Origin of the sequence: Citrobacter sp. Cpo103 (assembly GCF_030332605.1) — a bacterium.
Lineage (GTDB): Bacteria > Pseudomonadota > Gammaproteobacteria > Enterobacterales > Enterobacteriaceae > Citrobacter > Citrobacter portucalensis.
This window is the reverse complement of sequence record NZ_JAOWHO010000035.1, coordinates 1,201,910-1,223,877: the sequence shown is the minus strand read 5'-3', so window position 1 is coordinate 1,223,877 and position 21,968 is coordinate 1,201,910. Positions and strand designations below refer to the sequence as shown.

Below are 21,968 nucleotides of genomic sequence, written 5' to 3'. Positions count from 1 at the left end.
CACATTGATTCAAATTGTCTTGCAACAATGGATGCGATCGACTAAGTGAGAGCAGCACAAAGCCTTGCAAGCCGATGCAAAGCTTTGTGTGTCCCGTTTTTGTCTCATCAATCCCGATATAAGGTATCGATAGTTGCCAGTTCAGATGCTAAACTTTGCATGATCGCCACATATGGTTCGCTTAATTTGTGTTTTGTAGTTTTTTACCGAGAAAAACTTTTTATTAGAAATGGAAAAAAGATGCTACTTTCATCGTACCTAAAACGAGATAACAATAACCTTGACTTAGTTAGAATAATTGCTGCATGCATGGTTATTTATGGGCATGCATATGCAATTTCACCGCAAGTAGGTAAAGACGATATCATCCATCAACTCATTGGATTTGACTACTCAGGGTCATTGGCTGTTAAAATTTTCTTTTTTGTAAGCGGACTGGTAGTAACCAACTCTTTTTTCTCAAAAAGAAACATTAACGATTTTGTTTCTTCAAGATTTTTTAGAATATGGCCAGCATTTGCAACTGTAGTAATTATAGGATATTTGATTGGGATAAGTATTTCTACATTATCCGCATCTGAATTTATGATTCAGACTCCATTTATTCCATATCTTTTAAAATCCCTTACGTTAGATATTACATGGTCATTTCCTGGAGTTTTCAGCACAAACAACATTAACACATTCAATGGTTCACTTTGGACTATTATTTATGAGGTTGGGGCTTACATAGTTTTAATGGCAACCATGGTGCTATTTAAATACAATAAAACAGCCATTACACTATTTTGTTTATTTATCATTGCAGACCCGATCATTCTAGATGGTTTCATATTAAAACTGACAGCATTAAACGATGAAGTTAAATATTTACCAGTTTGTTTTTCAATTGGGGTTTTATTCGGAATAAATAAAGACAGTATAGAAATAAAGTCAACTACACTCCTTATGCTAGTGTTAATTACGGCTATCTTTTCTTCTCAGGATAGTGGTTTATCAAAACTACTTTTTTATATATCATTAATGTATGGTGTTTTATATTTATCATCAACACCATTGTTTCTTTCACTAAAAGTAAAAAATGATATATCTTACGGCATTTATTTATGGGGATTTCCAGTTCAGCAAATCGTTGCAAGTGCAATTGGAAATTATAACATTATTTACAATCAAGTGGCGTCTATTTTTATTTCTATTATTGCCGGAACGCTTAGTTGGATTTTAATTGAAAAAAGATTTATAGAATACGGGAAGAAATTCACAAAGATGAATGAAGTAATTCAATAAAGAGTAACTGGACTATTCATTATCTAAATGATTGAATTAAATAATAAATAATGTTATTATCTTAAAATCACTTATAACACATTGTTTATATGAATATGCTGAAAAAATACAGAGCTGATATTGATGGACTTAGGGCTATTGCTGTTCTTGCAGTTATAGTTTTTCATTTAAACCCTAACCTTCTACCTGGCGGGTTTGTTGGTGTGGATATATTCTTTGTCATATCAGGATACCTCATTACATCCATCATATATAATGATATTAAATCTAACTCATTTAGCTATAAAGGCTTCTACAATAGAAGAATAAAAAGGATTCTTCCTATATTTTTTGTTGTTCTTTTCGCAACTATAATAGCCTCAGCCTTGGTTATGATGCCTGAAGATTTTAAATTTATGATGCGCTCTGCGTTTTCTACTATAATCTTCTCTTCTAATATATTCTTTTCAACTAACGTTAATTACTTCGCACAAGACGTAAAGGAGTATCCTCTACTTCACACCTGGTCATTGTCCACTGAAGAACAATACTACTTTATATTCCCAATAATAATTTTCTTATTAGCAAAGCTTAGCGGATTTAATGTAAAGAGAATACTTGTTGGGCTTTCTGTTATAGCTTTACTGTCATTTTCTTTAGCAATCTATTCTAGATTTAATGCTGAATTATCAAAATTTAATTATTATTACTTGCCTTCCAGGGCATGGGAAATGATGATTGGTAGCTGCATTGCAGTATATAAGTCGAGAAACACAAATAGCTATAGCAATCGGCATATACCTTTGATTGGTGCCTTGGTAATTGCTATATCTTTATTTATATCAAAAGATGATTTTTATCCAAATTTTTATGCTTTGCTTCCTTGTTTTGGTGCGGCTTGTATATTAATTCATAGTGGAATTAATAATAATTTCACAACTAAAATATTATCATCAAGAGTTGCTTCAACTTTAGGGTTAATGTCATATTCAATGTATTTATGGCACTGGCCAATAATATCAATTCAAAAATATTATAATATTGTTGGGAATGTTCCAATTAAAAATGCTGTTTATTCTTTTATTGCTACAATTGTTCTATCTTATGCCTCGCTAAAATTCATAGAGACTCCAATAAGAAAATCAAAAATATCATTTAAATCGTCTGTGATATTTATATTTTTGTTGCCATCACTACTTATTACATCTATATTCATCGTCTCTGAAAAGACAAACGGAATACCTCAGAGATATGGTGATAAGTGGGGTAATATGTTTCTAGAAACGGCTTATCTATATACTCCATTCTGTCACAATACTGTTATAGGTGAGTGTGTATTTGGTGATACAACCAAGAAGCCCAGTTTCATTGTTATGGGAGACTCTCACGCAGGTCATTTTGTTCCTATGATTGATGAGTACTCAAAGAAGAAAGGGATGTCATTCGAGGAGCGAACAGCAGACGCATGTTATCCGTTGATAAACACAGAAAACAAAAAACCATCTGATTTTGGCGGGATTATTTCAGAAAACTGTAGTAATAACATAAAATACTTTTCAAAGCGCATCAAGGAATATAATGACGTCGTTTTAATTGGAGCGTGGAGCCTTTATTTTCACAATATTCCTGATTTTGATTCAATGCTGAAGGATACAATTTTAAAATTATCCTCTGAAGGGAAAAACATTTATATTTTTGAGCAGATACCAACTTTCAAAGATGGTTCTTACATACATTTATTTAGACAGCGATTTGCACCTTTTGGCAACACAATGGATTTATCATCAATTGACTTCTCAGCCATGATATCACCAAGAGATGGTGGTAACGTTGATTTTAAAGATGGTAATGACAAGGTGTTTAACATTATTAAAAATCTAAAGCTAGATAATGTTCATTACATTACACCAATATCAAACATACCTGAAGTTGCTAAAAAATTTCCTGTTTACAATGGAAGGCTTATATACAAGGATGACGCTCATTTTAATGAGGTTGGATCCAGAGATCTAATAACCAACAATCCTGGAATGCTTGGTGATTTCATAAAATAGAAAAGATATACATAAAGAATAAGATGGTGCTGAGAAGCACCATCTTATTCTTATGCGCAAGCTCCATAAATATTAACACCGCTAATATTAAATGCATCTTACCTAAAGATACCTAATGCACCCTGTAATAACGACATCATCAGGAGAAACAATACCAGTCCCTGTAATATTTACAGATGTATTACCATCAGAATCACCACCAATAACAAATGTATACCCATACTGTTTAATCAACTGATCTCCTATAAATAAAGCACCGCACTCATTATTATTGATATTTATTGTTATGGCTAATATATTATGTAAGTTGTTTTTTATCTTAGTTCTAAGTAAAACATCACCAGACACAACGGAGGCAACATTTTGCTTTGATATATTTTCAGCAACAGATCCCAATGAATTTGTAATGGCTTCGTTATTTATTACATTATTTATTTTTTCTTGTATTGGAAACTCAAAAGAAATAATACTAGCACTGTCATAGTTAATGCGATTTCCATAACCATTGCTGTTCGCAGTGTAAACTTTACATATTGAATCACTAAACAATAAAGAGGATGGTTTTGGTGGCGTATGATCGTTCTGTATTGCTTGATGGATTATACTTCTACCTTTTAGATTTTTAAATTCTCCCATATTTTCAACACCAATAACCCATGACGGCTCGCCAATACTTAAATCATACTGATCACCAGATAACACCCTAAACAGAGGTCCACTGACAACTTCAGCGTAAAAGTCTTCAATTCTTAGTGAGTATCCTTTAATATCAAGAGTCAAAGGAAAGTCAACATGTTCCCATGAACACTGCCTAAGCGTTACCATCTCATAGAAGACATTCTTTTTCCCTGGAAGCGGATCATTATCACCAAAATAAGTGCCATACTTTCTCTCGGATATTGTTACTTTAAACATATCAACCAAATTGGTTTGCCTACCCATGCTATAAGCATAGTAATCCTCGAAACCAGTTTTTGTTGTTCTTATAAAGATGTTATTGAAAAATGAATAAAATGGCATAACCATTTCCCATGCCACCCCACACCTTTCAAAATATAGATCTTGCAGGCCACATCTTTCATTGAAATTTCTAAACTTAATAACTTTTGCACAATCTACAAAAGTTATTCCAGTAATTGTGGTGCCTTTCAGTCTAGCTTTTGCGATCGCTTCATCGTCGGATAGGTACCAGTTTGAAACTAACTCACCATTTTCATCTACGTAAGCTGATTCAAAAATGAAATCATTCAAGCTAGATGTGATAGTGGCCCAATTACCTTTCAACCTCAGATCAGTAGGTATTAGTACTTTTTTGTCAATTCTGTATGACCCATCGATGATCACATCAGAACTAGTTCCCCAACCAAGGGAAGCCCTGTCTTTTATTGCTGCCTGCAATGCATCTGAACAATCTTCTCCCTCTACCGCTCCCCACCCCCTCATGTCACCAGTATCTCTCCATCTCGCAATTTGTAGCGCTGGGTATTTTGTAGAGCCATCAGGATCTGAAATTTGCGTACGTAATACTGCATCACCAACACTCAGCCATTTACCGGCCCCGATGCCGCCGGTGGATTCAGGGGTTGATTCCTCAGGAACAACTTTAGGAAATGCGCCATCCCATCGATAATAATCACCATCTCCATCAGGAAGTTTCCAGCGCAATACCTGATTGGGAAGTGTTAGTATGGCACCATCCTGAAATGAGTCCATTGGCACCCACCCAAAGGCTGAAATTGCCTGTTGAGCAAGTTGGCGTAGTCCTTCAATTGTGTAGTGCTCACCGCCGAAGCGATCTGAATATTTTAGATTAAGTGACGTGACAAACTCGTCAATCTTGCCTGCGTTAAACTTAAGATCGCGAGCTGATTCACTTGGTACTGGTAGGTTCGTAGGAGTAGTGGCCATAATTTTTCCATTAAAAAACCCGGCGCGATGGCCGGGTCTGGGTGATCGGGATGGGTATTATTGGTAAATAAGATCGCTATACTCAGCGAGGGTTAATGCGGTACTACCCTTTCCATCTGGTTGCTTGGCAGTGACAGTCCATCGCCCGGCGTCCAGATCCTCAGAGGTAGCAATTGCGTACCTTGAAGGAGACTGAACGTCGTAACCGTCATACAGGTTAAGAGAGATAGATGGGATTTCAGCAGTGAATCCGAACGGTGTATCTGTGCGCGGTGATGCTGGATAGCGCGCCGTAGTCGACCCCATCGAGTCAGTTATCTGAACGAACATCAATCCGGAGAAGGTGATCCTCTCACTGGTTTCAAAGTCATTACCGGTACGCGACACGATGTAGCCAGCCTGCTGGTTAGTATCGTAGGTGTCCGGCACCTGCACCATATCCCCGATATTCACCCATTCTCCGTCAGCGAGCGCTGTGACAGACATCGTCATGCGGGAGTAGATAAGCCGTCGGCACTCACGCAAGGCGCGTTCATTAGCCTGGAAGCGGTTCCTGATATACAGCAGTTCGAACTTTTTCGCCTTTGTCGGATTTCCTTCAACAATACTGTTTCCATCTACCCGGTACCGCACGTAGTCCTGCTTGTTGGTGTCCGGATTGCGAAACTGAACTTCCACGCCGTCAAATCCACCGGGAAGCGTCATGTCATAGGACAGTGAATATCCGTCTGCCTTCGTGTTTGACCGGTTGAAGATGGTGGTTGGCGATGTCTTTTTACTGTCACGCGTAAATGACAGCACGCCATTATCATCGTAAACCGACACGCTGGCCGCATCGCAAATGGACTCCATGCGTGCCCCCAAAGAAATATCCTCATCATCGAATGTGTAGTCGAAGTAACCCAGACGAGGGTCGATAGCATCAAGATCTGCCTGAATCTGGTACAACCCATAAATGTCTATCGTGTCTTCTGGCTGCTTACCCGTGACCAGCCAGTTGTGCAGTGCAATGTCTGCAAACTTACGCGACGGTCTGGTGGTGTAGTCAACCTGCTGCGTCGCGACGTTGTAGCTGATAACGTGCCTGGTGATAAGCGCGTTGTACTTACGCTCACGCCCGCTGGTCGCGTTTTCAGTGGCCCTGACTTTCACCATAACCAGGGTATCGTCAGGATATACAACATTACTGCGTATATTGACTGAGTGAATTTCTTCCAGCTGCAGCACGCTTCTGTCGTTACTGCCGTTTGTTCTTGTCAGGGAAATGGAATATCGACCAAACCCGGCTGTAGGAATGATTTTATCTGTCTGGTAAAAGGTATCTGACAGATCATCTCGCGGGTTCTGAACGTGGTAGACGAATTCCTGCATCGTACCGGGGATCTGATTATTATCATCATCAACTTTCCAGATAACCACCTTCCAGTCAGTGTAATCCTCCGGACCGAGCCTGGACTGCGTGTGTATCCATAGCTGTTCTGCCGGAAGCGGCGAGAAAAACGGACCGACGGTAACGCCAGAATTCTGCATCAGGATAAATTTGGTCGTGTTTATCGTCGCGGTATCAATAGGGACGCCCGGGCCATTCAGCTGGTCAAAGATGAACTCGTAATATTGAACTGGGTTTATCACCGCACCATCATCACTTTCAATGCAGTTGATGAGGTTGGCGCTGAGGGTCACATCCTGTGTAACCGCCCCCTCAGTAGTCGAATACGTGATGTTGATAATGAATTTAACTGGTGAAGGCCGCGGCAGGTCTTTGAAAAAATCAAATTCCGCCTGCTTGACGATCTTCATCGATATCTGACCACCAGCATAATTACCGCTGACTACTGTATTGGCGGTTGCCGTTTCAACCGGTAGCTCATCACTTTCGTTAGGGCCTGGCAATTCCTGACCATCAACGTCATCAAACTGATACCCTTCCTGAATTGTTGGGATGGTTTCTCCAGGCTGATAAATCGTGTAGCTGGCGCCAGCCATAGAGCCTAGATTCGACTCTGAAAAGCGAACTGACGTAACGTCATAATTACCCAGGCCAAAGCACATCAACTCGTTAACGTATTTCAGGTTGCTCACATACTCAAAAAGCGATTCCTGAATCAGGTCTGGGAATGCCCTCACCTGTCCGAAGTTATCCGGCTTCGCCTCTCCGTTACGCGCGATGTTCGTCTGCCCTTTCAGGCTGTTATTTGGTGATGTCTTGCTGTTGCCGGCGTAAGCTGACCCAACATTAGGCTTTGGCATCAGGCCGGAAAGAACCTTCTGCGTGAATTTAATCGGGTTAAGGTGCTCCAGTGGGTTCAGGATGGTCCCTATCAGGCCGCCGCCTTTTGGCTGGTCAAAGATGATGACCCGGTCAGACTCCTGGAGGCTGAACGCCAGCTCATCATCTGGCTGCAGCTCTCTGCCGTTCACGTTTATTCTGACGTCTTTATGCAGGCTTTCCTGCATCAGCCACTCAGAGAATACAGTACCGACCTCTACGACAGCCCGGTCCTTAGGCAGTCCTGGAACTCGCTGAATTTCGATTATCGGCATAAGAATAAAACTCGACTCTGGTGAATAGTTTTTGAATTGTTCTGATGGCGTCAGACCTGACGTGCCCGTTTTCCCCGCGGCTGTGTAGTGCGCGACCATCAACTATCAGCCCGACGTGAACCGGTTGACTCCCCACCCACGCCACGAATATGCCGTTCTCCGCAAACACGTCGTAGCGCTTCCAGAAAACAACATCAGCGTCATAGCAGGTCAGGAAGTCGTGTCCACACTCGTAGTCAGTGGACTGGTGTATTTCGATGCCAAGAACGTGACGGTAGTAAAGCACTACCAGCCCCCAGCAATCTGCCGCCTCGAAACTGCATGCCCGGTTTCGCCACGACATTCCCGTAACAAGGGACACAAACTCATCTTTAGACATTCTGCAGCCCCGGGAACTCTTCGACGGTATACAGGCGTCCAACGTTGCGGTTGAGTGGGTTTATTCGGGTGAGCGGACAGGTAACGTCCTTATCATCCATCGAGCAGTCGCTGACATACAGCGTCCACGACTTAATCGCCGTCCCCATGTCTGCAGCATCAAACAGTTGGTAAGTGGCAGATATTGGCGTGATGCGGTCGAAGGCCTTCCACTGTTTCAGCTTTTGCTTGAAATCCTGCGCCAGTCGGCTGAACTTTACGGTACTGTCGAGGATCGGCGTATTGCTTTGCTGGCTTTCAGTCAGCTCCATGCGGCATGGCGTATACACTTGGCCACCGAGCGTCTTCGGGAAGATTTGATTATTTACCAGCCTCACATAACCAAAAACCGGACTGTAGAACGTTATCGTTTCGTACAGTATCCGGTTTGGTCGCTGGCTTTGAAACTCTCTGAGTGTTGGCATTAAGGTACCCTGGGGATGCTTTCCGGATCCCGGTCATCAGGATATCCGGTGACAATAATATCCAGCCATGACGCCCACGGCGGTGGAAGCTCGACAATGATGTCGTCGTATTCGTCATCAGAGTTAACCAGTTTCCGCGCAACGACATCGCCGCTCCAGGTAAACACGGACCCTGACTGCGACCAGGTCGGCCATGCAAGGAAATGCAGCTCCTGTATCTCAATTCCGGTGTCTCCGGTCCCCGTTCCAATAGGCATCGTGAACCACTGGTTGCCGTTGTCGAGATAGTTTGGACTGCGCAACCATTGCATAAAGGCCCGGTGCTGGTCTCTGGTTTTGAAAATCCATGTTAACGAAAACGTCGTCTTCAGATCGTCGGTGAGTTTCTGGAATATCGGCGCACCGACCGTCGGCTGGTCAGTCCTGAACCCGGTATCTGTGGCTGGTGTTTTTCCTTTTTGCGCCAGCGGGAGCCAGTCAGGATATGGGATCGCCATTATTAGCTCCTTGCCTTGCGCGGCGCTGTGAAGTTTCTCTGTATTGCCTGACTTGCTATGCCGCCATTATCCATGTCGTAAATAAACGCATCGACAGACCAGCCGCCTTTTCCATCAGGTGTTGCCTGGGCATCAACTGTGGCACCGGTGTAGTTATTGATATTCACAACCACACCTCCTCCTGCAGACCCACTATTCAGGTCTTTGTTGCTGATGACTTTCCCGTTGTCCCCGGGAATCATGTACTGGCTACCATTCGATGCCTGGTAAATTTCAGGCATGCCGCCCTCACCTACCTGGTACATCGAACCGGCTGAAACCGGGCCGCCGTTCTTGCGTTTACCAGCAATTCCTCCGGCCATCGCCATTGCAGCTATGACAGCACCGATACCAATGGCCGCCGCGCCGCCAAAAGAACCAATAGATGCGACGATAGCCGCTGGAGTCCATGCTGCGGTGGTTGCCGCTGCTGAGGAAACGCTCGCTGCGGTAGTCGTTGCTGTACCTGCGACTGCAGCCGATGTCGTTGCTGTGGTGGCGGCGATTTGAGCAGCACTACCAGTGATCGCGGATTTAACCCACTCAACACCCATTTGCACAAAGCCATTGATGAGGCTATTCAGCGCGTTGCTTGCTAGAGATTGCATTGCCTCTTGAGCAGACATGCTTCCGGTCAGGATCCCGGTAAAGGCATTGGATGCATTGCCTGCGAGAGAATCAAAGCTCGCGGCAAGCAACTCATTGCCCATACTTTGGTTACGGAAAATCTCCCACTGGGCAGCAATACGCGCCTGCTCATACTGCGTGTCAGTTGCAGCACGCAATGCCATGGCGTTCTGGTGAGTAATGAGCCCCTGCTGCTCGTATGCCTGAATAAGCGCGAGCTTCCTGGAGTTCTCGTTAGCCAGTTGCTGAACTGGGTCAACTCCGCCGACCGCTTCCTGCTGTGGCGTTACGGCCTGATCAGCACGGATTTTCGCAAGGTTGGCCTGGTGGGTCGCTTCCAGCCGTTCAGATGTCTGATTGAACTGCTCCTGACTGATTTTCTTCGCAGCCAGTGCGGTTTTCAGATCCTCAACATCCTGCTTATAGCTGGCGTTTTCGCGCGCTTCTGGCAGCAGTTTCTCGGCTGCGGCCTGCGCTTTGAGTGCGTTGGCCGTATCCCATTTTGTAGCGGCGTACTGAGCAGCCAGCGCCAGTTGTTCTTTCGTTGCTCCTTTTCCGAGAGACTGCTGAGCATTCAGGATCGCCTGCTCGCGGCTCAACTTACTGGTTGAGTCGGCGGCAAGTTCTGATTGCTGTTTCAGATTCGCAAGCTTCTGCGCTATAGACTCAGCTTGGGAGGCTCCTTTCTTCTGTTCAGACTTGAGGGTCTTCTGCGCCTCTGTATTTTTGTACGTAGCGGCAGCATCATCTTCCATCTGCTTAGCGTGCGGATCATCCTTCGCAAACCCTGCATCTTCGGCTGCATATTGTGCCTGCAGCCGCGCGCGGGCCTCTCCCTGCAATTTCGAGAGAGCCAGGTTGCGCTCTGACTGCTTGATGAGGTTTTTCTGGCCAGAAGTAAGGTTGTCGACCTCTTTTTTCATCCCGGAGAGATTGATCTGAGCCTCTCCTGCCACCCTGACGAGTTCTGTTAACGGGCCAAGGAACGTCCTTATTGCCTCGGCACCATTTTTAGTTGAGCTCTCAGTATTCTGCAGCTCAAGAACAAGCTTCTGTAACGCCTCAGGTGTTGGGTTGCTTGCAACCTCAGAAAGTTGCTTGCTTAACTCGAAAGCCCGCTGCTCAGAAACACCGAACTTATCTGCAAGGGTGGTTACGGTGTTTTGAATAGCGTTAGCGTTTACCGTGAACTTCGCTCCGGCATTCCTTGCTTGCTCCATGGCGGCCGAGTAAGTGTCAGCTGTTGCACCGACGGTAGAAAGGTTTTTATTGAATTCATCGATGGACGCAATACCACCAACGAAAGAGGTCTTCAGTTTGTCGGTGAATCCAACAATAGAATTGGACGCATCGTTGATGGATTTAGGTATCTTAGCTATGGCAGCGTTGTACTCAATCATTGCCTGATTTCTCAGGATGGTTGCTGCCTCGGCGTTTGTTCTTGCCAGGTTCGCGTACTTGTCGGATAGAGCAGCCACGCCATTTTGAGAAATGGTGATCACCTTATCCATCGCTTCGGCTGCATCTTTCAGCGCGTCCATGGCGTTCTTACCACCATTTAGCGATGTGATCAGCGTGCCAGCGATGATTGACCCAAGAGCAATAATTGCACCAATTACTGCCCCGCCCGGGCCGAATGCACCAGCGAGTTGTGAGCCTTGCTGGGAGAAGGCAACTAGGGCCGACTGCCCGCCCTGCACCTGCACAATGAAATCGTTCACCTGGTATCCAGCCTGCTGCATGCTGGATTTCCAGTTCTTGCTTCCTCCAGCCGCCACGTCAGTAGTGCGCTTCATATCGAAGAGCTTACCCGTTAGCTCGGCTATCTTCTGTTTATCCGCGTCAGTGGCACTAGCACCGGCGCGGAGCTGGGAAGCAAGAATTGCAGCGCTGCGGGCACCATTAGTTTGCTGCTCGCTAAGTATGGCGATTTGATGAGATAGATCAGAAGTTATTCCGCTAATGCGATTGGCTTCGTTTGCTTGCTGAGCTAACTGCTTCGCTGCCTCTGCGGATGCCAATGATGCAGCCTTCTGAGCCTCCTTCATGTCAAAGAGAGAGCCAGCGAGCTGTGCAATTTTCGCCTTCTGGGCGTCAGATGCCCCTTCTCCAGCACTCAACTGAGCGGCAAGGATGGCCGCACTTCGAGATCCTGCCTGCATTTCTGTATTGAGAATTGATACTTCTTTCTCAAGCCCAGAGATTGATGATTCAGCTCGCTGAGTGGCTGCTGCAATTGACGCGGCTGACTTTGCGGCCTCGTCTGACGAGGCTTTCATGTCATAAAAAGCACCTGCCAACTCAGCAATAGTACGCTTTTCTTCCTCGGTGGCATTGGCTCCAGCCCTTAACTGCGATGCGAATACTGCGGCGCTTCTGGCTCCATTAACCTGCGCTTCTTCAAGGATCGCAACCTGGTTACCAAGTGCCTCAATAACAGCATTTGCTCGGTTAAACTCGCTCGTGGTGCTTCCGGTGCCAGTGCGAGCCTCCTCCATGGCGCGCGCAATACCGCTAACGCTCGTGTTCAGCTTGCGAAGCTGGTTGTCCATGGAGTTAGCATAACCGGCCAGCTCAGTAAACGCGGATCCTGTCTGGGAAGTGCTCTGGTCGAGGTTGTCCATTCCCTTTCCGGACTGCTGGGCCGCAGCATCCAGTTTATCCAGAGCATCAATGGCCTGTTTCCCGCCCTGCAGCAGCGGCTCAACGTCGGCGCTGATTTCATAAACGATGCTACCGGCGTTCTTCTCACCTGCCATGTCATTCTCCGGTTATTGCTTTGCTTTTGCCCTTCGCGCGGCCTGTTTAGCCAGGTATTCGTCGGCGATGCTGTCGTATTCATCGCGAGTGAAGCCTTTCTGGTCCGGGTATTTTGCCGCCAACAGCATCTGAAATTCGGTCATCGTTAACTGCGAGGCTTCGGCGCGATTCATGCCGAAGTGGCTGCGAGCTGCGCTGATGTAGTCGAATGCTTTAAACTCTGTTGTGCGCTCGCCTGTTTCATGGCGCTGCAACTGGCGAACCCTGGCTTTTCCGACGATGCCGTGCTGCATGAGGTGCTGCGCCAGCACGATAATGTCGTTCTTTGGCAATCTGCCCGGCCGGTATACGACGCAGTGCCGCCACCCCTTCCACTCGCCTATCATTGGCGTCAGGTCGTCATCGCAGCACGATTGCAGCACCAGCATGCACGTTGATAACAGCTTCTCAGCGGCGCGGTTGAATGATGGAGATAACCAGTCAGGAAAGCGCCCCAGCGTGCCAGCGCAAACCTCAATCAACTGAGCAACGTCATTGCCGTGGATGGTGGCGTATGCCTGCACAATCTCTTCCGGAGTGCCGATCCTGGTCATAGCCTCGAATGAAGGCCTGAGCAGGTAGTCTTTCCCGCCTTCGCGGCTGTCACTGATGGAGAGTTCGCCAATATCGGTTAAAGCGGTCATAAGCCTTCCAGTAAACGGTCATTATCAAGGGCAGCACGCCGCCCTTTGAAATGTCCGTTAGGTAATGGTAACCGTGTGCACGGCCACAAAGTTGCCGTCTTCGGTGTTAATGATGATCTGCGCGCTGCCGGTGGCGACACGCGTCACGGTAACGGTGTTGCCTGAGGCGGTTGCCTTTGCTTTGGTCGCGTCGGTAGTCGCCACAGTGAAATCTTTGTTGGTAGCGCCGGTTGGTGCGATGTTCACCGTGAAGGTGCTGGTGCCGCCTGCCGTGCCGGTGCTGGTAGCCGGAGTTACCGTTACACCAGTCACCGCAACCGCAGTCAGTTCGTTCACTTCGATGGTGGTTGCATCGCCGACTTTGAACTCGGTAGAGAACGTGACGATGTCGTTGGTGCCGCCGTCAGAGCTCAGCGCCGTGATGTTCATATAGCCGACGAATTCGACCGGGCCGTAGTCCATGCGCACCCAGATCCCAGGCTGGCGCTTGGCCTTCAGCTCGTCAGCGAAATACTTGATGAACTTGCCAACGCCGTACTGATCCAGCTTGTCCTTCTTGCGCACTTCGCCTTCAAAGCTCAGGGTGAAGTCACTGTTGGTGATGATGGTCTCGACATAGCCGCCGCCATCATCCGCATCAGAGGTAACCGAGTTCGGGTTGAAGTCGAAGCCCTTAGACGTACCGGCAGCCAGCGCCATCCACTCAGATTCAAGTGGCTTGACGTCAGGGCAGCCATCGGCGACTTCCAGCACGACCGCACCGCCGAACAGGCGCTCGTTCGAGTTCTGGCAATTAGCCATGTGAAACTCCTCTTTGACGTATAAAAGAAAACCCGCCGAAGCGGGTTATTTGGTTTGGATGGCTATTCGCCGTAAGTGCAGGCGAACTGGAGTCGGAAGACTATTCGCCCTTCTTCTGTGAGCACGGGCGCGGGAATTGCGCCCATGTTCTGGATGTAGCCGACGCACTCGTCAGCCATGGGGTTGGCCTGGACGTAATCGACGATGCGCTGCACGGCGCTAAGCGCGTCTTTGCGCTTATCTTTTGCGCCGACCACGTCGACCAGGACGTGATACTCAGAGCCGAGGTCAGTTCGAATATTCGAACCGCCGTTTGGCCTGAATACCATGACCGCCTTCGACAGGTCGTCCGGGTCGTCGTACATCAGCTGCTGCACCGTGAAACCGGTAGTTAGCCCTGCGTCGCCGAACATGTTGCGCACCCGCTCGTGCATCATGGGTGTCATAGCGAAAGCTCCTTGCGCATCACCGCATCAACGTTATCGCGCTCGTCATTTGCGCCTTTGGTCAGGAATTGCGGCTCACCATGCGGATCCCAGTAGTTGCCCGTCCCTGTCCCGCCGCCGAACTGCTGCCCGGCACGGGTCGTACCGAAGTGCACGCGCGGCTGGCCTTTCAGTTTTCTTGACGCCTCATGCACGTATGCGGCATAGTTGGCTGAGTAACCAATGCGGCCGGTGATGAGCACGCCGCCAGCATCGATTTCCCGAAACTGGCTGTTAATCAGCGTGGAGGTGTCGATCGGGGTGTAATAGGCTGCCCGTGCACCAATAAGAATCATCGCCGACTGCAACGCGCGAATAACTTTGCGCCCCTTTACGTCGTTGATGACATCGTTCAGATGTTTCTTGGCCTGGCTGATGCCCTTCACTTTGATACCCATGGCTACACCCCCGTCAGGATGGCGTAATCATCCGCCAGGCGTTCGAACGTGTCGGCGTAGCGGATAACCTGGCGCACTTCATCAGCTCCGGCCACAACAGGGTCGGCTTCGGTTGACACGCCAATCAGCAGGTAATCACCGGCGGACGCGAGAGCGAACTCTGTCCAGACGGTGTTCTTGACGACGATTTCAGCGCCCAGGCTGGCTAACTTCTTGCTGAGCCCTCCCTCGTAATCACAGAGGATTTGCTCCGGCTCGGCATAACCCAGCGGATCGCCGTATTCGTCATTGCCTTCCAGCTTGCGCCAGATGGTCGCAGTGGCTGTGTATGACCAGTTCGCAACGCTAGACATTGCTACCCCCTCAAAGCTCTGGTAGCGGCACCGTCATGCCTGCCATGCTATGTGTGCAGTCATTCAGATATTGAATCTGCCCATCCGTCACAAATGAATGGCAGGTAAACGGTTTGTCTTTCGTGGCGTCGTCAAACTCCTCTGGATCATCGCTGGGCAAGAAGCCAGTAACCAAAACGCTTGGAGTCAGCGTCGGCTTATCAACGCTGCCATTCCATCCCCATCGCGGACCATTGCCAATGCCAACCTGCACCACATGGCTACTTCCGCACCCGGGGCACATGAACGATAAACGGCTATCGCTCGCTTCCTTCACTCGCTCTGTCATTCTTTCCACCTCAGCACCTTCGCGCCTGTCGCCCGGATGCGCGGGCAGTTGATGAACCACTCGCCGTCCGTTTTGACATAGCCGGTCGTCTCCCGCCCGGTGTCTGTCAGCACCCAGACGCGGGTGAATGAGCGCGGCAGTCCGTGCTTAACTGATTTGTACGTCATCAGCAGCCCCCGACCACCAGGAACAGGCCAACGCTATTACCGGCGCTGATTGGCAACTCACTGGTGCATCCGCTGGTATCGAGTTTCGCCAGCGAGTCGCGCAGCCAGGTAATACTGTCGTCGCCATATTCAAAAGAACGGGACGCGCCAGACGGCGCACCCTGCGATTTGATTCGGCGGGCACCAGAAGATGTCGCCATGAGCGCAGCGGCATACATCAGGATGAGCTTTGCCGTGCAGTCGTCATATCCCGCACCATCAAGGCACGGGATAATCTTATTCACCACGCAGAGAATCGGATCGAGCAGCGATCCGGGGATGGAGTAACCCAACTCACCGAGGAACGCCTGCACGTCTGCCGCTGTGATTGGGTCAGCCATGGTTATTTCGCCTTTTTCGATTTAGCGGTGGTATCTGCCTGCTCTGCCTGCTCTGCAGCATCATTACCCGGCGTAGCCACTTCCAGCGCTTGCTCTTCCACTTCGCCCACCACCGACACACGACCAGCAAAAGCTGCAGGAACGTCCGCCGCGACGAATTCGTGGCCAACAGGAAGTTGCTGGAAGACGCCATCAATCATGCCCCAGCAGCCGGTTTTCTCGACCTTTAACGTTTTCATGCTTTCTCCCAAAGAAAGGGGCCGAAGCCCCTTAACCCTGTGCGTTGAAGACTTTAGAGCGACCGTTGAAATCACGCTTAATCTGCAGACCAACAGCACTCCAGACCAGAGTGTTGTAGTTGTCGAACGGATTCTGTCGCGGGATCATGAAGGTACCCACCGGCGCGGCGATGCGCGTCTTGATGTACTGCGAGTTGCGAACGTACGCAATGAAGTGGTTACCGGTCAGCTTAAAGGTCTGGTTCACCGACTCAATGCGGCCGTAGCGCAGGATGTATTCCAGCACGGTGCCTTCTTTGAAGCCCGCAGCGGAGGAGTACGGCTTGCTCATGTTGCGCATGATGTCAGGCGACACCCAAACCTTCACCTTCTCCTGCACGTAGTTATCGTCCAGAAGCTTCGCGAACGGTCCGGTGAAGAAAGCGACCATCTCGTCAGGAGTAGCAGTGGTCAGGTCGATGTTGAGGCCTGAAGCACTCAGGTCTACCTGGTTGGTGTTGGCGTGGTTGGTGATACCGGCGCCGACATACCCCTTCACCTTCACCTTCGAATCGCCTGAAAGCATGTAGTCAGCCATGTCTTCACGGATAGCCGCAACGTGCGCTTCCTGGTCATCGGCCATCGCGTCGAGGTTTTCGGACTGCATGCCGTTCCACTCACGCCATTCGCGGCTGTAGCCGGTGTTAAAGATCGGGATCGGGTCGCCGGCTTCGTCGTAGATGACTTTATCCAGCTCTTCCGGAACATGGCCAGTCAGTGTGCGATGAACCTTGCCAGCGTCACTGGAAACGCGGTACAGCGCAGCCGTCTTGCCGATAGAGATCGGCGTACCGAGACCGAGCAGGTCATCAAGTAGGCCGTTGCCTTCGTCGTTGCGGAAGACCCGGGTGGTGATGTTGTCCACTTCACGCCAGTAGTCTTTAGAGATCAGCGCAGCCTGGTTAACTTCCAGCGCGCCGCCGTACTGGGCGGAAATGTTGTTCTGGTTAACGTTGAAGGATTCGCGCTGCATCAGCAGCTGATTCCATGCCTTCTTGATCTGGTTATGTTCAGTAACCAGCTTTTTGTTAAATACGATCATGCTCATGCGGTAGCTTTCCCTGATTTGCGAACTTTCACGAGCTGGGCTTCAGCACCAACGGTGATTTTTTCGCGTGAAAAAAAGAGGACCTGGTCGGTGGCCGGAGTGGTCGACTTGGCCAGTGTGCCGTCACCGGCAGAAACCAGACCTTCGTTTTCCAGCAACACTTCGCCAGCCTTTACCAGCATGTGGTAATCGACATCGTCTTCGCACATGATGGCCGCCCCAGTATCCCCGGCCGGCACTGCATCGCGGATATCACCGCCGCCGATATAATTGTGCTGGAGCGCCAGGGCTACCCCTGCACCACCGGCCACATTGTGAACAGCCAGTTTCCCTGTGCTATCCAGCATTACCAGAGACCCGGGCTTCACTGCTGCCGCCATGATTGCTTCAATGACCTGCGGGTCATTCTTGCGGGCCGGGCCCGCGATTACGGTATGGAAACGAGGTGCGAGAGCCATTATTCAGGAGCCTCCATAGAAAGGATTTCACTCTGAGCGCCATTCCCCTGGAATGCCGGGTTCAGACCTGTGCTGGTCTGGCACTGCGAGTACAAGTCGTTCAACGCGTCACCGGACAGGGAGTTAACCGCTGCTTCGGTCATGAACGAGAATTTCGCTTTAACAGCGTCACGTTTGGTTTTCAGCTCGCTCTCAGCGTTCGCCTGCAGCTGAGTTTCCAGCTTGCTCAGCTTTTCGTTCAGCGGGGTGAGCGCAGCATTAACAGCAGCAGTAATCACATCAGAGTTGATCTGAGCCTTGCCCGGGTCGCCGCCGCCATCTTTCTTCTGCATCTGCTGGTTGTAGGCATCCCAGACCTGATCGTCGGTCAGCCCCTCGGTTTTAACGCCTGCGGCATTGGGCGCGGCGATCATCTTCTCTTTCATCGGGTTTGTTTCTCCGTTGGTTTTGACTTCGTACTCAGTTGGTTTGCGCACGACTTCTACTGGATCACCGACGAGTTCAGCCTTGCCATCGTCGTCAATGAGGTACTTTTGCTGGAGGTATTTGCCGTTTTCCTCGTAAATGAAGCGATCAGGCCAGACGGCTTCCGGCCAGAAGTAATATGTTTCAGGCTTACCCTCGCTCATCTTGTTTCGCAGCGCCGCGCAGATTTCATCGAATGAGTAATTCGAGGCGTTGCTCAAATAAAACTTGGTTTTGTTCCACCAGCCGTCTTTCATGCTGTTGGCGGCATCAATAAGGCTCGTCGATTCAACATCGGCCTCTTGCCCGTCAGCGTTGACGAACATGCCTACACCTTCATCCGGCGTACTGGCACCGGGTTCGTCGAGCAGGATCGCGATGTGGTCGAACTGCATGTTGTGAGCGACCCAGGAGTATTTCTTCTGCTTCGACTCACCTGCCTTTTGCTCTTTGTTCAGCAGAAGACCGGTAGAGACATGAATCGGGTCGGCGTTATTGCCGGAAATCATGTCGTCCAGGCGCTGAATAAGGCGCTTGCCGTCAGGCTTGGTATCTGCCACAGCCTTATTGACGTATACGTCCATCACGACCTTGTCATTGGCCTTGCTGACGTTCTGAGCCCATGCCCCGGCGTAGTAATCGTTGACCGCCTGCGGGTCGTTGGCGCTGACGTATTTGCCGTTCACCATCGGGTGGCCGATCGGCATTAACTTGCGCTCCATCGTCTGGTAGCTGTTGTTAATCTCCTCCGCCGGGTACAGGCCGCCATTCATCACGATGTCATCGACGATCGGGACCGCACCACGAATGACGTAGTGTTCCTGGCCGTTGATGGTTGTCGTTGAGATGTTGGAGGCGTTGATGGCGAGGGATTTAACGTGGATGCTGGATAGCTTCACGTTGCGTCCTCATTGGTGGATTTCAGGCAATAAAAAAGGCCGCCGTGGCGACCTTGTTATTATTTTTTATAGCTTACTAGTTCGATACCATCCTTGGGGTATCGTTTCTTTAATTCGGAAATTAATGCTGATTCGGTGTCACCGTTAATCGTCAGAAAAGCTATGTGCGTTCGGTGCTTAGCTTTAGTGACTGGCTGCACTCTATCAAAGCGAATATCTTTAAATTTTGATTGCATGTCATTTTCCATTTAATTAAGGAGTCGTTAATTAATAACGGCAAAAATAACATGAACTTTATTGATTATTTACCCCAGTCTTTTCTCTCTTTTGCAAGCTTATCCGCCAGCCCCTCGTTGAAGATGCTGCCGTCGTCGTTAAGCAGCACCGGAATCTGGCTGCAGTAACAGTTGTACCGGTTGCCGTTCTCGGCGTAGAAGTCCCGCACCTCTTCGGTGGTGTAGACCTTGCCGTGACGGCTGGCGTGCCAGGTGCGCGTTGTTGGTTTGAGTGCCGACAACCACAGCAGGCCGGTATTCAGCCCCAGCCGGTCAGCAGCCCAGTCCGTTTCATTCCATTGTGCCTGTCGTAGCGCGCCGACCTGTTCAGTTTGAGCGATAGTCTTTGCCTTCGACATGGACACATCGAGACGCTTGCTGATGATGCTGGCCGTCTCGCGAGGATTCACCCCACGCGCGACCGCATCGGTGATGATGTTGGTTAAATCGCCGCGGGCAGTGTCGCTGATGACCTTCCAGTCACTGAACGTTGTCAGCCTGGTCGCCGCCACCTGATTAAGGTGACCGGGGCTGCTTAAAAGCTGCTGTAGCGTCGTCTGGCTGGCGTACACCTGCGACTGCTGCGAGAGGTTGTTGAATGCCTCCAGTGTGCCGCGCTGAGCTTCTGCAACGACGTAATCCATCGCCCATAGGTTTTGCTCTCCACCATCCAGCAGGTAATCGTCCAGAATGACCTGCACCGCTTCCAGCAGGTCCGCCAGTTCCTGCGCCGACATGTCGTAGATAAACTTGCCGGCATTGACTTGATAGAGCCGCACATCCTCACCGTGGTCATGGCAGAGGAAGTGCCAGTTATGGCTGTTTACCTCACGCTCTCGCCCACTCAGTCGCTGGTCGAACAAAGCTTTTAGCGCTCGCTTAATGCCGAGATAACGATCCTCGATATCCCGGAATATCGCAGAGACCTGCTTTGCCGATCTGGTCGGGTCAACCTTGCTGCGCGGAACTACCGGTGTCCCGACTTTCGTCTTTTGCTCCGGTGTCATCGGAAAGAGGATCATCGGTCGTTACCTTTTTATTTGGGTCAGGTGGCTTAACATCCTCACGCGGCTCAAGTTCTCCAGCCTCCCTGACCTCGTTCTCATCAACAGCAGGTGTGCCATAGGCTTGCTGGGTATCCTTCGCGACCGCAGCCATTTCCTTCATGTTGGCAATCTTCTCTTTCTCGCTTGGCGCGAGTAGATCGGACCAGGTTAACGTGATTTCGCCAGATTTAGGTGGTTCGATAACCTCCACTGTCCACAGGCGTTCGATTACAGCGGTTACACGACCAGTTTGGAATCCACCACGACGTCCATTACAACGCTTCGCAAAGTCGTTCTTATCTTGATCGGAGGCCAGACGGCCCGTCTGCTGACCAAAAATAATGGTGAAAGGTATCTGGACAGAAGAAGAGAACTGGTTAGCCGAAACTGTCCAGGTTGGGCTCGGGTCAGCAGCGGCCACAGAAAGCACCTTAGCCTCACCGTCCTGCGTCACCAGCGCGGAATCTGTGCCTGAGTTGAGCTTCTGGATGGCGGCGTTCAGCGCCTCTGCCAGGCCTGAGTAACCAGCTTTCTTCGCCTCGTCGATGATTGTCTTTAGGTTTGTTTCCTTCGACATGTTAATGCCGAGCTGTCTGCTGGCATTTTTCAGGAAACCCTCAGCACTACCACCAGAGGTCTTTGCCATGTCGAGCAGGTCGTTGTAACCAGCTCGTAGGAAAGGGATACCCGCCAGAGAAGTCTCGTCTTCTGAGCCCTCACAGAACATGATGATGCGCTCAGGGTGGATCTTAATCGATCGCATCGGCCCTGCGATGTTTCCGTTATCGCCGACCTGCTGCTCCTGGAAATAGTAGAACTTCGGCATGCCATAGTCTGGCGACTTTTGGTCCTGCTCAAGCTCACCGGGTTTAACCTGCGCTTCCCATGCGGGGATCATCTTGACCAGACCGCGCTCACGTGTGTTTCGCATTACACTGCGGTCTACGGGCTCCCACCATTCCTTACTGTCTGCAAACTGAAGAATGAGCGCTGAGTAATGCCCAACCAGATTTCGCCGATCCGCATCCTTCACTTTCGCCCAGTGCTTCTTCATGAGCTTGGTGACTTTCTTTTCCCACGGCGTCGACTTCTTCGACTTCTTCGTCTCATCGCCGTCGACGATCACCGGGGTATCAGTCCAGCATGCATCGAGCAACTTATGCACCGCGCCGAACGCCGCGCCGTTACGCTCATACATGTTATAGAAGTGGTCAAAGTCGAGACGCTCAGGGTAGCCAAATTCACACCACAGATGGTGCCGCTTGGTGTTACCTGATTTGTTGAAGCCAGCCGCATAAAGCTGACGTGATCTCGAGACCTCGTTGAGGCTGTTCACAATGAGCCCAGCGAGGACTTGCATTTCTGTA

General features: G+C 49.3%; 22 protein-coding genes. 2 read left to right on the top strand and 20 right to left on the bottom strand.

From position 1 onward, the window contains the following. The first annotated feature begins 45 nt into the window (after positions 1–45). Positions 46–1,287 carry an acyltransferase family protein gene (locus OGX89_RS22505; protein ID WP_126956211.1) on the top strand — a complete coding sequence of 414 codons (1,242 nt, stop codon included), beginning with the start codon at positions 46–48 and terminating at the stop codon, positions 1,285–1,287. Between the two features lie 95 nt (positions 1,288–1,382). Next, complete coding sequence (locus tag OGX89_RS22500) at positions 1,383–3,320, top strand: acyltransferase family protein (RefSeq protein ID WP_185879278.1); 1,938 nt, start codon at positions 1,383–1,385, stop codon at positions 3,318–3,320. A gap of 102 nt (positions 3,321–3,422) precedes the next feature. Here OGX89_RS22500 and OGX89_RS22495 read toward each other — a convergent pair whose 3' ends face one another. The 20 genes from OGX89_RS22495 to OGX89_RS22400 form a co-directional block, all read right to left on the bottom strand. Continuing rightward, on the bottom strand, positions 3,423–5,228 hold the full coding sequence (locus tag OGX89_RS22495) for a tail fiber/spike domain-containing protein (protein WP_185879277.1): 1,806 nt from the start codon (positions 5,226–5,228) through the stop codon (positions 3,423–3,425). 57 nt (positions 5,229–5,285) lie between these two features. Continuing rightward, a complete protein-coding gene (locus tag OGX89_RS22490; protein WP_126956207.1) occupies positions 5,286–7,772 on the bottom strand; it encodes a host specificity factor TipJ family phage tail protein in 2,487 nt (828 codons plus the stop codon). After that, positions 7,732–8,151 carry an NlpC/P60 family protein gene (locus tag OGX89_RS22485; protein ID WP_126956205.1) on the bottom strand — a complete coding sequence of 140 codons (420 nt, stop codon included), beginning with the start codon at positions 8,149–8,151 and terminating at the stop codon, positions 7,732–7,734. Before OGX89_RS22485 ends, OGX89_RS22490 begins: the two co-directional genes overlap by 41 nt. Then, complete coding sequence (locus tag OGX89_RS22480) at positions 8,144–8,614, bottom strand: hypothetical protein (RefSeq protein WP_109174257.1); 471 nt, start codon at positions 8,612–8,614, stop codon at positions 8,144–8,146. Before OGX89_RS22480 ends, OGX89_RS22485 begins: the two co-directional genes overlap by 8 nt. Then, positions 8,614–9,114: a hypothetical protein gene (locus tag OGX89_RS22475; protein ID WP_126956203.1), complete on the bottom strand. Its 501-nt coding sequence runs from the start codon at positions 9,112–9,114 to the stop codon at positions 8,614–8,616. Before OGX89_RS22475 ends, OGX89_RS22480 begins: the two co-directional genes overlap by 1 nt. After that, positions 9,114–12,536, bottom strand: a complete 3,423-nt coding sequence (locus OGX89_RS22470) for a tail protein (tape measure) (RefSeq protein WP_312845114.1) — start codon at positions 12,534–12,536, stop codon at positions 9,114–9,116. The genes OGX89_RS22475 and OGX89_RS22470 overlap by 1 nt, the downstream gene beginning before the upstream one ends. Positions 12,537–12,548: 12 nt before the next feature. Beyond that, entirely contained in the window at positions 12,549–13,220 is a 672-nt protein-coding gene (locus OGX89_RS22465) for a DUF6246 family protein (RefSeq protein WP_126956201.1), read from the bottom strand. 57 nt (positions 13,221–13,277) lie between these two features. Continuing rightward, positions 13,278–14,021: a phage tail tube protein gene (locus OGX89_RS22460; RefSeq protein ID WP_126956199.1), complete on the bottom strand. Its 744-nt coding sequence runs from the start codon at positions 14,019–14,021 to the stop codon at positions 13,278–13,280. Positions 14,022–14,083: 62 nt separating this feature from the next. Further along, positions 14,084–14,467 (bottom strand): phage tail termination protein, encoded by a 384-nt coding sequence (locus OGX89_RS22455; protein ID WP_126956197.1) that lies wholly within the window; start codon positions 14,465–14,467, stop codon positions 14,084–14,086. After that, positions 14,464–14,904, bottom strand: a complete 441-nt coding sequence (locus OGX89_RS22450; protein ID WP_126956195.1) for an HK97 gp10 family phage protein — start codon at positions 14,902–14,904, stop codon at positions 14,464–14,466. The genes OGX89_RS22455 and OGX89_RS22450 overlap by 4 nt, the downstream gene beginning before the upstream one ends. A 2-nt stretch (positions 14,905–14,906) precedes the next feature. After that, positions 14,907–15,257, bottom strand: coding sequence for a hypothetical protein (locus OGX89_RS22445; protein WP_126956193.1), 351 nt, complete (start codon positions 15,255–15,257; stop codon positions 14,907–14,909). Positions 15,258–15,267: 10 nt separating this feature from the next. Further along, entirely contained in the window at positions 15,268–15,585 is a 318-nt protein-coding gene (locus OGX89_RS22440) for a ubiquitination-like system serine protease family protein (RefSeq protein ID WP_126956191.1), read from the bottom strand. Continuing rightward, the gene (locus OGX89_RS22435; RefSeq protein ID WP_126956189.1) at positions 15,582–15,752 is read right to left on the bottom strand and encodes a 50S ribosomal protein L13; all 171 of its coding nucleotides are present in this window, start codon (positions 15,750–15,752) and stop codon (positions 15,582–15,584) included. The genes OGX89_RS22440 and OGX89_RS22435 overlap by 4 nt, the downstream gene beginning before the upstream one ends. Further along, positions 15,752–16,132, bottom strand: coding sequence for a DUF7370 family protein (locus OGX89_RS22430; RefSeq protein ID WP_126956187.1), 381 nt, complete (start codon positions 16,130–16,132; stop codon positions 15,752–15,754). Before OGX89_RS22430 ends, OGX89_RS22435 begins: the two co-directional genes overlap by 1 nt. Before the next feature lie 2 nt (positions 16,133–16,134). Continuing rightward, the gene (locus OGX89_RS22425; RefSeq protein WP_126956185.1) at positions 16,135–16,371 is read right to left on the bottom strand and encodes a hypothetical protein; all 237 of its coding nucleotides are present in this window, start codon (positions 16,369–16,371) and stop codon (positions 16,135–16,137) included. A 31-nt stretch (positions 16,372–16,402) separates the two neighbouring features. Next, positions 16,403–17,458, bottom strand: a complete 1,056-nt coding sequence (locus tag OGX89_RS22420; protein WP_126956183.1) for a major capsid protein — start codon at positions 17,456–17,458, stop codon at positions 16,403–16,405. Further along, on the bottom strand, positions 17,455–17,916 hold the full coding sequence (locus OGX89_RS22415; RefSeq protein ID WP_016529582.1) for a hypothetical protein: 462 nt from the start codon (positions 17,914–17,916) through the stop codon (positions 17,455–17,457). Before OGX89_RS22415 ends, OGX89_RS22420 begins: the two co-directional genes overlap by 4 nt. Beyond that, positions 17,916–19,280: a DUF2213 domain-containing protein gene (locus OGX89_RS22410; RefSeq protein WP_286561140.1), complete on the bottom strand. Its 1,365-nt coding sequence runs from the start codon at positions 19,278–19,280 to the stop codon at positions 17,916–17,918. Before OGX89_RS22410 ends, OGX89_RS22415 begins: the two co-directional genes overlap by 1 nt. A gap of 301 nt (positions 19,281–19,581) precedes the next feature. Then, on the bottom strand, positions 19,582–20,577 hold the full coding sequence (locus OGX89_RS22405) for a phage minor head protein (RefSeq protein WP_286561138.1): 996 nt from the start codon (positions 20,575–20,577) through the stop codon (positions 19,582–19,584). Further along, complete coding sequence (locus OGX89_RS22400) at positions 20,504–21,961, bottom strand: DUF1073 domain-containing protein (RefSeq protein ID WP_185879279.1); 1,458 nt, start codon at positions 21,959–21,961, stop codon at positions 20,504–20,506. Before OGX89_RS22400 ends, OGX89_RS22405 begins: the two co-directional genes overlap by 74 nt. Between the last annotated feature and the right edge of the window lie 7 nt (positions 21,962–21,968).